Below are 14136 nucleotides of genomic sequence, written 5' to 3'. Positions count from 1 at the left end.
GTGGGCTTATTGTATGTAATACTTGCAATGACAGCATTATCCTCTGTGCCCGTACGGGCACAACAGTCCGATTTGCAGAAAACCGGCCAGAATCCTGAAGAGGTGTTATTTACCTTTAACTACCAGGCCATTGGACAAGTTTATGTAACTACGCTCTATGATCCGCAGTTAGATCAGATATATTTGCCGGTAAACGAACTTTTTAGCCTGCTGGAAATCAATCATGAAATAAATTCCAGGCAGCAGTATATAATAGATGGACATTATCTGCATCCCGATAATTCTTTTCGCCTTAACTTCAAGAATTTTACAGCTTCTCTAAACGAAAAATCGGAGGCCTATAATAAATCTTTATTTCGCATTAGAGAAGTTGATTATTTTATTGCTCCACATGTACTTAAAGACCTTTTTTGTATGTATTTTGAGGTCAACATGAATAGGCTTTCTCTATCACTGGAAGCTGATGATATGATGCCTGTTGTGGAGCGTAAAAGGCGAGAAGAGGAGCGAGAAAGTATGCAAGGAATTTCCTTTCTTCGGGAAGAATACCCATTGCTCTATAATCGAAGCCGATCCGTTTTTATGCCCGGACTTCTTGACTATTCTGTTAGTACTATAAACACGCTCAATCGAGAGGATTATTATAACTACAGTATTACAGGGGGAATTGAATTTCTTGGAGGAGATCTGCAGGGTACCCATTTAGGTGGGTTTAGTTCTTCTGGCAACCGGTATTTCCAGACAAGAGATCTCAGGTGGCGGTATGTAATACGTGAGAATCCATACATATCGCAGTTAGCCGGTGGACAAGTTCGAACATCCGGCCTGCAGAGCTGGGATATTCGGGGAGTATCCCTTTCGAACGATCCTGTAGAACCGCGTCAACTTCAGACGAATCATATTGTAGAAGGAACCACAGAGCCCGACTCTGAAGTTGAGCTTTACGTTGGCAATACCCTTGTTGATTACACTCGCGCAGATGCTTTAGGTACTTATCGTTTTGAGGTACCCCTACGATATGGAACAACACGGCTGCGAAAACAGATTTACACTCCGGATGGGAATGTAATTGTTGATCGAGAACGTATCCGAACGCCTTTCCAGTTTCTGCCTCCGGGCGTTATAACCTATAATATAGAAGGCGGGATCGTAGAGCCGGACTTTTACAACTATCTTTCCGGGTCACCAATGGTACAAGGAAATGTGAGTATGGGCCTTAACAGCTGGCTGACAGCCAAGGCAGGAACCGAATATATAGAAGATACATACGATTATCCTTTTTTATATGGTTCATTGTCGGGCAGGCTGTCCGACCAGTATCTTTTGAACGTAGATTTGGCACCTGATGCCTTATACCGATTCCAAAGTAGTGTTATTTACCCGTCCTCTCGAAGCCTCTCGGCTAGATATACCCATTATACCGGTCCTTCTATTTACAATAGGCTAAGGGCGGATCATCAGATCGAGGGTAATTTTTATAATCCTTTTCAACTGGCAGGGTTGAACGCCGGTTTTCGAATAGGCGGAGAACATCTGATCTTTCAGCGAAACAGCTATACCCGTTATACCGGTGATTTATATTTTCGGATGGGACGGTTAAACCTACGGTTGAATTACCGTGACAATATCTTCTTTTTTAATGATGATACACGATATGGAACTGGGCAACTCAGTGGATCTGCAACCTATGTATTGCCCCGGAATAAGCATCTGCCGTCCATACTGCAGGGAGCCTATTTGCGAATGTCAGCTCATTATGAACGGTCTCAGAATCAGTTCAGACGAATTGATTTTCAGGTTTCAAAGAATATTATAAATAACGGTCGATTGTATGTTGGTGCCAGTCAGGATTTCCAAACTGGTTTAACGAGAATACAGGCAGGCTTATCAATCAACTTTGGCAATAGGGTGCGATCCTCAACAGCTTACAGAGGCGGTGGAAATAACCATTCGATACGGCAAAACCTCAGGGGCTCCATTGGCTTCGATAATAACACGGATAAAATAACCTTCAGCGAACGTCAACAGGCAGGGGATGCAGCAGCCTCTGTAGTTTTGTATACCGATAATAATAACTCAGATTCTTTTGATGCAGGCGATGATATCTTGCCCTATGGTGCTGTAAGCCTTGACCGCACTTCCAATAAGAGGGTAGGAGAGGATGGGGTAGTAAGGCTTACTCAGTTACAAAGCTATTACCGGTACAATCTTGAAGTTGACCGTGATCTAATCCCCAATCCATTACTGGTACCAAGCGTGAAAGAATTTTCATTTATCGCGGACCCCAATCAATATAAGCGCATTGAAATACCTTTCTACAGGTCGGGAGTTATAGAAGGTTCCGTTTCTTTACAGCAGGGAGAATCGCTTCAAAAGCGAGGGGGTATCCGCTTGTTATTAAGGGGAATTGATAATGAGTACTCAAAGATAATTCGCACTTTCCATGGCGGTGAGTTCTACGCAATGGATATTCCTCCGGGACGCTATAGCCTGCAGGTAGATCCTGTTCAGCAGGATTTATTAAACCTTGTACAGCGAGGCAGAGTAGTAAAATTTGAGCTTGAGCCTCTTGCAGAAGGGGATTTTATTGAAGGAATTGAGATCGTGTTGGCTCCTTCTACAGAAGAATAAGTGTGAGCCTGAGAGGAGCCAGGCAGCAGGTAATGAAGGACTAAGAACTTGCTTATCGATAAGGATGCCAGCTTTGTCAAAACAAAGCTGGCTATTCGATTAACGGCTTTGGCTAAAGAACCGTAAAGGGTACTTTCAGCCGGAATGTGATACTCCTTCCCGGGCTCATTGCATATCCTTTGTAGGTATCCAAAAAGTCTCGGTAGCCCTCATTTAAAAGGTTTTGTGCTGATAACTGCAGTATAACTGGACGATTTCCCCATGCTATTTCTCCGCCTAAGGTAGCATTGAGCAGGGTATAGGCATCCGTCGAAGCGACCCCGAAGTCACTGAACTTAGGAGCGTTGCCAAATTGCCAGAAGGGCTCATATCGACCCGCAGCATCTTTAGAGTAGGCATGCTCCATACTGACGCCCAAGAAAGTGTTCCGAAAAGATCCGAGTTGTTCTTGCAAAAACTTAAGTCGGGCACCCAGTTTGGTAGGTGGTAGCAGAGGTAGTTGGTCCACATTTGAAATACTTGCATCTGTATTTTCGCCATTGACGGTCTCAAACGTCCCGGAAAATTGAAGCCAGGATAATGGCTGAGCGGTAAAACTGGCATCGCCCCCCAACAAACGGGCATCTCCCTGAACGGTTTCCAGGATGGGTGGGCCGCCGCCATTTGGTCCGGAAAAGTCTCCTGTATTGATTAGGAATATGTAGTTGCTTATGGTATTGCGATAGACCGAGACTTTCGCATTAACATTGGAAGAACGCCACCGGAGGGACAGATCCGTATTAAACGAGCGCTCAGGGTCCAAGTGGGGATTGCCAACCTGATAGGCTGCAACGCCACCATGAACGCCATCCGCATGCAGATTGAAAAGGCTTGGGGCGCGGAAACCACGACCCACATTGGCTGCAATGGCAAACGATTCGGTAAACTGGTAAGAAGTACCTACTGATCCACTAAATTCTGTATAGGACTGTTTTAAGACCTCCTCCGTTTCAGCAACACTGTAGTTCGGCAGAATAAGGTCTGTATTGGGTTGGGCTTCTTGTGTTCGAGTATCCAGCCGTGCTCCAAAAGAAACGGTCAGATCCTTAATATCCGTTTTCTCAAAAATAAAGGCGGAGAGATTATGGATCTCAGCGGAAGGAACCAGTGGTTCTTCACCCCGGGAATCTTGGTCTTGGTATCTATATTCGAGTCCGATGGTACCACTTAAGACACCAAGTTCGGGATGTTCAAGCTCTGTTTTTCCGGTATAACTTTGTCTGAATATATCAATGAAAGCGTGACCCTTTTCAGGAAGTTCGCTTCGTGGCTCCGCCTTGCCTCTCCCTGCATTTGACTGGCGTATATTCCCAGAATAAGTGAGATTCGGCTTCAGAATAAAGCTATTACCCAGCTGAAAGTTCCCCGCTATCTTCACTGTATTATCTTCGAGGTTCTGTCCAAGCCCTTTGCCATTCGGGAGCAACAGGTTATGGCTGTTCTGCCAGCGACTATATTCTGCAGTAATTTTACCGGCTCCTGTTTGATAGCCTAATCCCAGGCTACCATTTAACTGCTCATAATCAGTATGATCTAGTTCACCAGAAAACTTGGGGGCCAAGGTATCATCGGACTCCTGAAAGGTCGCAACATCAGGGGCTCTCATATTGCCTGCCGCACGACGGATAAGCGTAGCCGTAAAACCGAAGCGGTCAGAAGCCCCTTCCAAATTAAGTCCACCGACCAGCTCATCGTTATTGCTGGCAAATTCTCCAATAACTTGACCATCCATAAACGACTTGGAGCCAATGGCATCCGGTATTGAGTTAGAAATCATATTAATGGCCCCACCCAATGCGTCAGAACCGTATTGCACACTGGCAGCTCCGCGAACTATCTCGATGCGTTCGGAGGTAAAAGGATCGATGGTGGGTCCATGGCGCACGCCAAACTGCTGATAATCCATGGCTATACCGTCGCGCAATACTCGCACCAGACTACCGCTTAACCCACGAATAACTGGCTTTCCCATCTGGCTGCCGGTGCTTATGGTAGAAACGCCCGCTAACTCATCAAGCGAACCACCAATCAAGCGAACCACCAAGTGATGTTTTTTGTTGAGCAAACTTCGTATCACCAGCAATAACATCCACATCAGCAGGCGTTGTTAAGGGATCTGAAGCATAAGGAGTCCCCGTAACAGTAACCGATTCAGAGCTAATGAATGCTTTCTGTAATGAAAGGTTGAGTGTCATTGTTTTACCCTTTTGCAGGCGTACTTCTCGATTCGTGCTTTGGTATCCAATAAAGGAGAACACTAACATATAGGTGCCGGAGGGCAGGCCCCGTATAATATAGCTGCCATCAGTTTTGGTGGATGTCCCTCTGTTCAGTTGGGGCAAGGCTACATTAACACCCGGAAGCAGTTTGCCTTTTGAATCGGTAACGCTTCCCTCAACCGTTGTAGTGGATTCTGTTTGTGCATACACACTCTGCCATCCAGGCAGCAAAGCAAAAAGAAAAATTAAAGCAATTTTTGAATAGATTGTAATTCGATCTGACATATCTGAAATAATCCTTTGTGATATTCTCTGATTTGTAAAGTTATTTGGGCGGTATGTTTGCAGAGAATAGGCGGGGATTTATTATTCAGATCAGATATAAACGCTTCAGGATAGGATTGATCCCCCAGTGATGGCCCGAGCTCCACCATGGGCTGAGTCGACGTTATTTGATTTTGTGGTCCCGGGATGGCCTGCAGTAGGTGCATACAGGCTATACAGTCCGGATGGTTTACATCCAACTGTTGATGGAGGGTTTCAGTACCGAACCGAGAATCCGGATAAGGCTGATGAAAGTGGAAGGCCGAACCAATCAGACATACCGCTACCAGCAATATAGTAGTCTTAGCAATACCACCGGTAGTTTGATACATATTCTTGGTACGGTTCAGATGCATAAATCCGAATAAAGTTTGTATGGATCCTAATATATACGTATCATAATACACACTCAAGTAAGTAGTTAGTACAGATAAAGAAGCATGTCCAAAAAGTTATTTAAAAAATTGAGTTGGGATAGGGCAGGGATGCTCTTATCCGGTCTGTGTACTATTCATTGTTTGGTTTTTCCGGCTTTACTTGCCCTAATGCCCTTGTGGTCGGTGGGGTTTGTATTGCATGAGTGGGCACATCCCATACTTTTTATATTGATTGTCCCTATTATCGTGCTGGCTATTAAAAAGTCTGGTGGAGATCAAACGGTGTCTGTACTTCTACTTGCAGGCCTGTGTTTGCTGGCATTGGCTTGGTTAATGCACTATTGGGTAGGACATACGGCCGAAATGATCACAACGCTGGCCGGCAGTACCACACTTATAATTGGTCACTGGAAAAACTATAAGCAGCACTCGGCCCAAAGCTGCTGACTGATAATATCTAACAAAACCATATTTAACGATTATTTTGCGTATTTCTGAGAAGTCTATCATATACGGTAGCCTCTTTATTTTAACTTTGTTTACTTTGCTTGCTGTATGGCAGGCAAATTGGAAGATCATCGGCATCTCCTGGATTGCTTTTGCAGCAATGGCGCTTTCAATACCACTGGGAGTAAGAGCCGCAAGCCAGAATAAGCTCAATCGCTTAATTGCGGGATACGGCCTGGCAAGCGGGGCCATGATCACCAGTGCCGCTATCTTCCTGGTTCCTACGGCTATTAATCATCACCCAGTCTATGGTGGATTAGGAATAGCTGCTGGTATTATAGCTGGTTTTGCCATCCATACGCTTAATCACGGCTTATCGCATACCACATCTTCTGTTGATTCGGTGGTACTCGAGTTAACCTCGCATGCTCTATCAGCGGGATTAATTATCGGAACCGTATATGCCGCAATGCCGGAACTCGGTTTGTTACTGGGATTAGCTATTGTTTCGCATAAAGGCCCGGCCGGTTATGCAGCGTCACGACGGTTAACAATACAAGGAAAATCAGCGGCCTTAATTTTACTCCCCGCAGCAGCTATTGGACTGACAGCGCTCCCTGTGAGCTTGTTGAATATGCCGGGTAATACCATCGTCAATGCGATTATTTTCGGTTTTGCCACCGGCGTCTTCTTCCATGTAGCGATCGACTTTCTGCCGGAGTGCGAAGTAGGAGGGAAGATCCATCAGGAAACCGATCTGGATCATGACGAACACCACAAGCTGGACCGGTATCGCCGGTGGGCCGTCATGAATACATTCCTCGGCGGCTTGTTTGTATTTATAGCTTGGTATCTGATTTACTAACAGAAAACAAATAAGACTCATCACTATGAAACGACTTAATTTTACACTGGATAGTGAGACCGTAACATTGTTGGAGGATCTGGCCGAAAAGTACTACAGCGGTAATAAATCGCAAACGGTCCGGGCCGCTCTCGAAAGTTTGGCAGCGCATACGGGCCATGAGGGGTGGGTCATTACCGGTTACACCCCCAAAGAGCTGGATGATAAAATATCTTGCCATACCTGTGGCGAATCACACCACGAGGGCGAAGTGTTGTACCGACCGGTTTTCGAAAGGGGAAGCAGTCCCGCTGCTCTTTCCAGCATACCATCTGAGAATTGGCTGGATTGTCCAAGGTGTGCGGAAAAACAGTTCAAATAGCCACTAAGATATGCCTGTTTTTGATACTGGGATAGATCAAAACGGATAGAAGAAAGGTTACCTGCAAATTGTTAAACCAATAATATGAGCGACTGGACAGAGATCGTGTTGCATGCTATTCCGATTGGAATAGGGGCGACTTTATTAATGGATTTTTGGGCAATATTGCTGAAACGGTTTTTTGGCATTCCTTCGCTTGATTATTGTATGGTAGGCCGATGGATTGGCCATTTTTCACATCGGCGTTTATCGCATAAGAATATTGGGCAATCCCAAAACATCCAAGGTGAATGTACCATCGGATGGACGGCGCACTACATTATTGGCATTATGTTTTCATTATTACTACTGATGGTTTGCGGGCTTAGCTGGACTAACCAACCGACATTATTACCTGCTCTTACCATTGGCATTATCACTGTTGCTGCTCCACTTTTTCTATTGCAGCCAGGGTTGGGAGCAGGCATTGCCGCCTCTAAAACCCCCAGGCCAAACCTATCACGCCTGCTAAGTATCGCGGCTCACTCAGTCTACGGTATTGGACTTTATCTTTCTGCCTTATTTCTTACATTATTTCATTCAAATGTTTAGGGAAGTACTCAATATTTAAATTCCATGGACAGATTTAAAAATGGCATATGTTTCCTGATCGTCCTGAACGCCATACTTGCTGGTATAGGGACTGCCATACTGCATCCCTATGTACATGTTCTAAAGATGAAGGAGCAGCCTGTCCAACAGCACGGGAATATATTATACCAGGCGCTGCCGCATGTTGATGCTGCAGACAGCTGTTATATCTGTACCTTCTCACAAAAGCTTACATATAATGGAGTAGCGGACCTAGCATTAGAGCTGGCTCTGATCCCCACCGTACCCCAAACTTCTCCTTTCTTTTACTTCAATTATGGATATGAGGCTATCATATTCCTGCGTGCTCCGCCTCTTGTATAGCATTTAAGCTTTCTTACTTCCCTTATTCCAATGCTGTAGATTTGTTTAAGCAGGATGTCGTATATGTAACCTGGGATAGAAATCCTATCAGTTTATCAAAGGAGATTAGTTAGTGAATGGCATTTAGCAGTTAAAACAGGCCTGATATATGATGAAAGAGCTGATTCAACTTAACAAAATAAATCAATCCTCCTGTCCTCCTTCTCCAAGGAGGAACTCGTTGCCGGATATGAGTGCTGCGGATTGCTTGTCAGACGGACAAAGCAAAGTCCCTCCCCGAAAGTGTACCGGGACAGGCTTTGGAGCCATGACCGCCTGCCGGCGGTAAGAGGGATTTAGGGAGATTGAATACCCATTTATAATGGACCATAAATAACCTATCAAACCCAAAAATCATGAAGAAACCTATTCCTGTTACCATCATCACTGGGTTCCTGGGATCAGGAAAAACAACCTTATTAAATCATATTCTTACGCAACAGCATAGTCGCAAGATAGCCGTTGTTCAAAATGAATTTGGTGAAATTGGCATTGATGGTGAATTAATTGAAAACACAGAAGAGGATATTTTTGAATTGAATAACGGATGCATCTGCTGCTCGGTTCAGAGTGATTTAGTGCGTGCATTAGAGAATGTAAAGCGTTTAAACAAACCGGTGGATCATTTGCTTATTGAAACAACCGGTTTAGCCGATCCTCATCCTGTTGCACAGACGGTTCTCCGCCACCCATTAGTGAAAACGAACTATATGCTGGATGGCATCATAAGCATAGCAGATGCAAAACATCTTCTTTCAGATATAGAAGAACACCGGGAAGCAAGGCATCAGATAAAAAGTGCAAATGTGGTATTACTTAACAAAACAGACCTTGTATCACCCGAGGAACTTGAACGTGCAGAACAGAAAATTAAAGCCATAAACCCCATCGTACATTCAATTTATCATACTCAGTATAGCCGGCTTTCATTAGAAGCCTTACTTGATCTGAAGATATTTGATCTTACCGACTGGGAGGTAAGCCAAAATAGATCTCTTAAAGAGCCCCATCATAGTGAGGGAATTACTTCTCTGAGTTTAAAATACTCCGGCTATGTAGATCTGGAAAGGCTCTACGCTTGGTTAAGCCGGATGCTGCATCACCAGAAGCATAAGATTTTCCGTATTAAGGGAGTGGCAAACCTGAAAGATAGAGACAAACGATATGTTTTCCAGGTTGTTCATGACATTATTCAGGGAGAGTTTGGGAAGGAGTGGAGTGACCAGGAACGGACCAACCAATTTGTATTTATCGGAAAGAATATAAACAAGAAGATGCTCCGCGATGGATTCAAAACATGCATAGAAACCAACACGCCATAAAGAATAATTGATAGGAAAAATGCAACCAACAAGCGAAAAAATACCTGTTACTATTATTAGCGGTTTCCTGGGCTCTGGAAAAACGACATTATTGAACCATTTCCTGACGCAACAGCATAACCACAAAATAGCTGTCATTCAAAATGAATTCGGTGAAATAGGCATTGACGGTGATCTCATTGAAAACAGCAGCAAAGGCATTTTTGAGCTCAATAACGGCTGTATTTGCTGTTCGGTTCAAGGGGACCTCATCCGGGCGTTAGAAGATCTGAAGCATACTGGAAAGTCCTTCGATTATCTGTTGATCGAAACGACAGGCTTAGCCGATCCTCGTCCTATTGCTCATACTTTTCTAAATCATCCTCAAATTCAGAAGGATTATAAACTGGATGGTTTGGTCTGCATGGTCGATGCCAAGCATGTAGGGCTACAGCTGAAAGAAAGTCCGGAAGCAAAACACCAGATCCGGAGCGCTAATATGCTTCTTTTAAATAAAACCGACCTTGTCGATACGGGGGAACTTGAGAACGACACCGGATATTTCGAATAAAAGGAATGATTAATGTCCGGGACGAAGACCGACGTTATATCTTCCAAGTGGTCCATGAAATGGTGCAAGGAGACTTTGGAAAGCCATGGGGCGACCAGCAACCCATAAACAGATTTGTATTTATAGGAAAGAAACTGAACAAAAGGTTACTGCGCGATGGGTTTGAAGCATGCGTGGAGCAAGAAAAATGAAACTGTAAATAATTAAAATCGAAAAATCATGCGAGCAACAAAAAGAAAAATACCGATTACCATACTTTGTGGATTCCTGGGAGCAGGAAAACCACGCTGTTAAATCATATCCTTGAAAACAGTCAGGGCAAGCGGATTGCCATTATTGTCAATGAGTTTGGAAAGGTCAATGTGGACTCTAAACTCGTAAAGCATACCACCGAAGAGATGATCGAGCTCTCCAACGGCTGTATCTGTTGCACCCTGCGCGGTGACCTGATAGAAGGAGTAGACGATGTGATAACCAAACATGATATCGATCATATCATCATTGAGTCTACCGGTATTGGAGAACCGGTGCCCATCGCCCAGGCCTTTTATGTGGAGCCAGAACTGTTAGAACTTAATCCGGAGATCCCGAATATCCAACACAGTGTTTTTGTGGATGCAGTAATTACCGTAGTTGACAGCTCACAGTTCATGGACATGTACCAGCGAGAAACCAGAATTCCTGATGACCAGTTTAACCGCGGCTTCGGACAGCTGTTGGCTGAACAGGTGGAAGGGGCGGACATCCTGCTATTAAATAAAACCGACAAGAGCAGCGAAGGGAAGTTGATTCAGCTTGAAGAGCTGCTCTCAACGATGAATCCCCGGGCACAGATGATCCGATCATCCCATGGAGAGGTGCCGGTCCGACAGTTGATTGATATCGGAGTTTTTGATATCCAAACGGCCGAGCAGTCTGCCCTGTGGGTAGAAGAGCTTGAAAAAGAACATACGCCCGAATCGGAGGAGTACGGCATCCAGACCTATGTATATAAAACCAAGCATCGGTTTATTGAACGAAAGTTAATAGACATACTGGAGAACGGACTCCCATCCAATATTTATCGATCAAAAGGACTGGTAGCACTGCAGGATTCTGATACAGCCTTCTTGTGGAACCATGCAGGCAAGTTTCTTGAATTTAATGCCATCGGTCGATTTTCTGAACCCGCTAAGGCCTACAACGAAATTGTATTTATAGGCAATGAACTGGATACGGCCCAAATCGAGGAAACCTTAGAAGAAGCACTCGCAGCATGAAAGTCTGTTTCATAATGATAGTGGTAAGTATCCTTGGTGGTTCATCTCCGAACTCTTCAAAAGCCCGAAGTTTTTTTAAAACGGATACTAATCCGTTGACCGCAACAGCATTTGCCAGGTATAAAAACTCGTACACGGCAGATGCTAACAACCCCAATGACGTGAATCCACCCTCGATGGATATTGGGTTGGAGACCTTTTTAAGTACTGTTAATTTTAATTTTCATTCTATTGCATATACTCTAAAGTTTAGCATTCATAAGCATCCAATACTTAAAGGGGCCAACTCTGCTGCTTTCCTAAACTCCGGGATATATGGGTTTAGTAGCCTTAAAACTTTGTTAAGCCAGGCATTTAAAGAGTGGAAGGGAACCCCTTACCTATATGGAGGCAATTCTTCAGCTGGCGTCGATTGCTCTGCATTTATTCAGAAGGTATTTAGAGAATACTTTGATATGAAGCTGCCCAGAACAACAAGACAGCAAATTGACAAAGGCAAAAGTATATCTAAATACGATTTAAGAGCAGGAGATTTGGTTTTCTTTAGAACGAGCCATACTCGGCTTCATGTCGGGGTTCTCTTAAATCAAAAGAATTTTATCCATGCCTCTTCCTCCGAGGGGGTAACCATTAGTAGTTTAGATAATAATTACTGGATGGGGAAATATCTTGACGGACGCAGAATTCTAACAAATGAGTTATTAACTTGGTAGGTCTCAACTTTAGATCATGATTATTCTACCATCGGCATGCGGCGCCGTTTGCCGTTGAGTTTATCACGTTAGCGGGTGAGTTCTTTTTCTTCTTTGATCAATTCCGTGCGTTCTTCAAACCACTCTTCCGGGGTACAATTTCGGATAGGGATATTTTCGTTTTAGTCATGATGATTCCTGTTTTTGGGTGATTTGAATTAGGTTCAGATCTTAATCCATTAGCCCTTTAATATCCCGTGCAACTTCAGACAAATCGTTGTTGAACTGATGCCCGCGGTCATTAAACTCACGGATCGATGCCTGGGGGAGCTTTTTAGCATACAGCGACAAGTGCTTAAACGATACCCACTGGTCATCGCGGCTGTGGTAAAAGAATACCGGTAGATTTTTTGGAAGTTTCGAAGCAAAACCATTTGGCAATGCAAAATCATCAAATTCCCAATTCTTAGCGCCAAAATATGGTGCTGCAACTAAAAACAATCCCAGGATGGACGCTTTCATCTCTTCTTCAGTAAGATATTTAAACAAGAGCGAACCACCCACTGAATGTGCTACCAAGATTACTTCCCTGTCTAATGCCGCAAATTCTTTTGTAAGCCGTTCCTTCCACTCTTCATACGTAGAGCCCTCTTCTTCCGGCATTCTCGGATACCGGACATCACAGGCGGCGCCAAGCTTATCCCGCAAACTTTCTGCTAAAAGCCTGTCTTCCTCATACGCTCCTTCTCCGCCGCCTTGGATAAACAGAATTTGTCTTGTAATCATTATTTCTCTTTTGGTTGTGATTATTCTTTTAGAAGAATCCCTCCGGCATCGGTGGGATGTCATCTTCCAGAAAGGGAGTAACGAGATCCACAATTAATTCCGCTCGTGCCATGATGCCAATGTGCGATGTGGCCGGCAGGATGGTAAGGCGCGCTTCTGGAGACTCGTTCATAAACCCTTTCGCTGCTGCTTCCCGGTCCCCGCCGCCGCGCAGCTCGAACAGCCTGATGGCGTGCTCGAGCTCTACTCCGTCGGCATCACCGACCACGATCATGGTCTTGCCGTCGATAGCACGGATATCATTCTCAGGCCAGCCATACGGCTCAGCGTCCAGCCCCTTCATTTTCTTGACCAGGGTGGAGAAGGATTCGGGGGTTGGCGATAGTCGCTTATATTCGGCCTCCATGGGTGTTTCGGCAAACATCTCGGGCGTCATCTGTGCCATAGCCTTGAGGGCTTCGGGATACCAGCCATCCCGACGGTAGGTGCCCGAGAGGATGATTTGTTTGCCAACCCGCTCCGGATGGTAAACAGCCATTGCGATAGCCGCGGTGGCGCCCATGGAATAGCCGAGCACATCAGCGGTCTCCACGTCTAACGCCTCCAGCACCCCGGTCGCATCGTCAGCTAGTTTTTTATAGGTAAGCGATCCCGGAGCAGCCCCGGTACGGCCGTGGCCGCGTTGCGTGATGGCAATCACCGGACGGGAGGTGGCGAAACGTTCGGTCAGCGGTGCCATGGCTTCCGCCGACATAAAAGAGCCATGCAGGATCAGCAGCGGTGTCTCCTCCGAATCGAGGTCACCGTGGACTTCATAATAAATTTTGAGTCCGTTCACGGAAGCATAGCCTGTTTTTTTATCGACCTGTGCAAAAGTGGCATTGGGAACTGCCATCAAGATTGCAGCGACGGTGATAAAAACAAGTGACAAGCCCCAAATTTTTTTGACTTCCATAATAACTTCCCTTTTTTATTTATGATTTATTGCTCTAAAGATAGTTTAAAATCTTAACAGCTATGTTGCACGGTGAAAATGCGACATTATCACAGGGCAATTATGACAATGCAATAATTATGAAGTATACATGCTAAGCCTACTCATTTGATACTGATGGCACGCTTCAAATGTAGAATATTTAAGAAGAGCATATCCGGAGGATAGCAGCAAAAACAATTTCATTATTTATATTCAACAGATCTTTCTGATGCAGATAATAGTGTATTTAAATTAGGATATACCCTAAATCGGTACGGTTTTCTCGACCCGAAAT

16 protein-coding genes are annotated in these 14136 nt (G+C 44.7%); 11 read left to right on the top strand and 5 right to left on the bottom strand.

Annotation, left to right across the window (positions count from 1 at the left end; translation table 11 throughout):
• Positions 1–27 precede the first annotated feature (27 nt).
• Positions 28–2631 (top strand): fimbria/pilus outer membrane usher protein, encoded by a 2604-nt coding sequence (locus J6I44_RS05480; protein ID WP_265764999.1) that lies wholly within the window; start codon positions 28–30, stop codon positions 2629–2631.
• 112 nt (positions 2632–2743) lie between these two features.
• On the opposite strand, the gene J6I44_RS05475 is transcribed toward J6I44_RS05480, so the two are convergent.
• From J6I44_RS05475 to J6I44_RS05465, 3 genes are read right to left on the bottom strand one after another with little or no spacing between them, the layout of a single operon-like run.
• Positions 2744–4765: a TonB-dependent receptor gene (locus J6I44_RS05475; protein WP_265764998.1), complete on the bottom strand. Its 2022-nt coding sequence runs from the start codon at positions 4763–4765 to the stop codon at positions 2744–2746.
• Positions 4683–5174: a carboxypeptidase-like regulatory domain-containing protein gene (locus tag J6I44_RS05470; protein WP_265764997.1), complete on the bottom strand. Its 492-nt coding sequence runs from the start codon at positions 5172–5174 to the stop codon at positions 4683–4685. The genes J6I44_RS05475 and J6I44_RS05470 overlap by 83 nt, the downstream gene beginning before the upstream one ends.
• On the bottom strand, positions 5135–5545 hold the full coding sequence (locus J6I44_RS05465; RefSeq protein ID WP_265764996.1) for a hypothetical protein: 411 nt from the start codon (positions 5543–5545) through the stop codon (positions 5135–5137). Before J6I44_RS05465 ends, J6I44_RS05470 begins: the two co-directional genes overlap by 40 nt.
• 108 nt (positions 5546–5653) lie before the next feature.
• On the opposite strand from J6I44_RS05465, the gene J6I44_RS05460 reads away from it, so the two are divergent.
• The 10 genes from J6I44_RS05460 to J6I44_RS05415 all read left to right on the top strand — a co-directional run bounded on the left by J6I44_RS05460 (position 5654) and on the right by J6I44_RS05415 (position 12100).
• Complete coding sequence (locus J6I44_RS05460; protein ID WP_265764995.1) at positions 5654–6037, top strand: MerC domain-containing protein; 384 nt, start codon at positions 5654–5656, stop codon at positions 6035–6037.
• A 97-nt stretch (positions 6038–6134) separates the two neighbouring features.
• Positions 6135–6902 carry a ZIP family metal transporter gene (locus J6I44_RS05455; protein ID WP_265764994.1) on the top strand — a complete coding sequence of 256 codons (768 nt, stop codon included), beginning with the start codon at positions 6135–6137 and terminating at the stop codon, positions 6900–6902.
• Between the two features lie 25 nt (positions 6903–6927).
• Positions 6928–7263, top strand: coding sequence for a ribbon-helix-helix domain-containing protein (locus J6I44_RS05450; protein ID WP_265764993.1), 336 nt, complete (start codon positions 6928–6930; stop codon positions 7261–7263).
• A gap of 84 nt (positions 7264–7347) precedes the next feature.
• Positions 7348–7854 (top strand): DUF2938 domain-containing protein, encoded by a 507-nt coding sequence (locus J6I44_RS05445; protein ID WP_265764992.1) that lies wholly within the window; start codon positions 7348–7350, stop codon positions 7852–7854.
• A gap of 24 nt (positions 7855–7878) precedes the next feature.
• Complete coding sequence (locus J6I44_RS05440; protein ID WP_265764990.1) at positions 7879–8217, top strand: hypothetical protein; 339 nt, start codon at positions 7879–7881, stop codon at positions 8215–8217.
• A 395-nt stretch (positions 8218–8612) separates the two neighbouring features.
• Positions 8613–9578 (top strand): CobW family GTP-binding protein, encoded by a 966-nt coding sequence (locus J6I44_RS05435; protein ID WP_265764989.1) that lies wholly within the window; start codon positions 8613–8615, stop codon positions 9576–9578.
• 19 nt (positions 9579–9597) lie between these two features.
• Complete coding sequence (locus J6I44_RS05430; RefSeq protein ID WP_265764988.1) at positions 9598–10128, top strand: CobW family GTP-binding protein; 531 nt, start codon at positions 9598–9600, stop codon at positions 10126–10128.
• A gap of 5 nt (positions 10129–10133) precedes the next feature.
• A complete protein-coding gene (locus J6I44_RS05425; protein ID WP_265764987.1) occupies positions 10134–10319 on the top strand; it encodes a GTP-binding protein in 186 nt (61 codons plus the stop codon).
• A 66-nt stretch (positions 10320–10385) separates the two neighbouring features.
• Complete coding sequence (locus J6I44_RS05420; RefSeq protein WP_265764986.1) at positions 10386–11387, top strand: CobW family GTP-binding protein; 1002 nt, start codon at positions 10386–10388, stop codon at positions 11385–11387.
• Positions 11388–11482: 95 nt separating this feature from the next.
• Positions 11483–12100, top strand: a complete 618-nt coding sequence (locus J6I44_RS05415) for an NlpC/P60 family protein (protein WP_265764985.1) — start codon at positions 11483–11485, stop codon at positions 12098–12100.
• Positions 12101–12310: 210 nt separating this feature from the next.
• Here J6I44_RS05415 and J6I44_RS05410 read toward each other — a convergent pair whose 3' ends face one another.
• Both J6I44_RS05410 and J6I44_RS05405 read right to left on the bottom strand, forming a co-directional pair.
• Positions 12311–12865, bottom strand: coding sequence for an RBBP9/YdeN family alpha/beta hydrolase (locus J6I44_RS05410; RefSeq protein ID WP_265764984.1), 555 nt, complete (start codon positions 12863–12865; stop codon positions 12311–12313).
• A 28-nt stretch (positions 12866–12893) separates the two neighbouring features.
• Positions 12894–13820 carry an alpha/beta fold hydrolase gene (locus J6I44_RS05405; protein ID WP_265764983.1) on the bottom strand — a complete coding sequence of 309 codons (927 nt, stop codon included), beginning with the start codon at positions 13818–13820 and terminating at the stop codon, positions 12894–12896.
• Between the last annotated feature and the right edge of the window lie 316 nt (positions 13821–14136).

This window comes from Fodinibius salsisoli (assembly GCF_026229185.1).
Classification (GTDB): Bacteria; Bacteroidota; Rhodothermia; order Balneolales; family Balneolaceae; genus Fodinibius; species Fodinibius salsisoli.
This window is presented reverse-complemented; position numbering and strand designations above follow the sequence as displayed.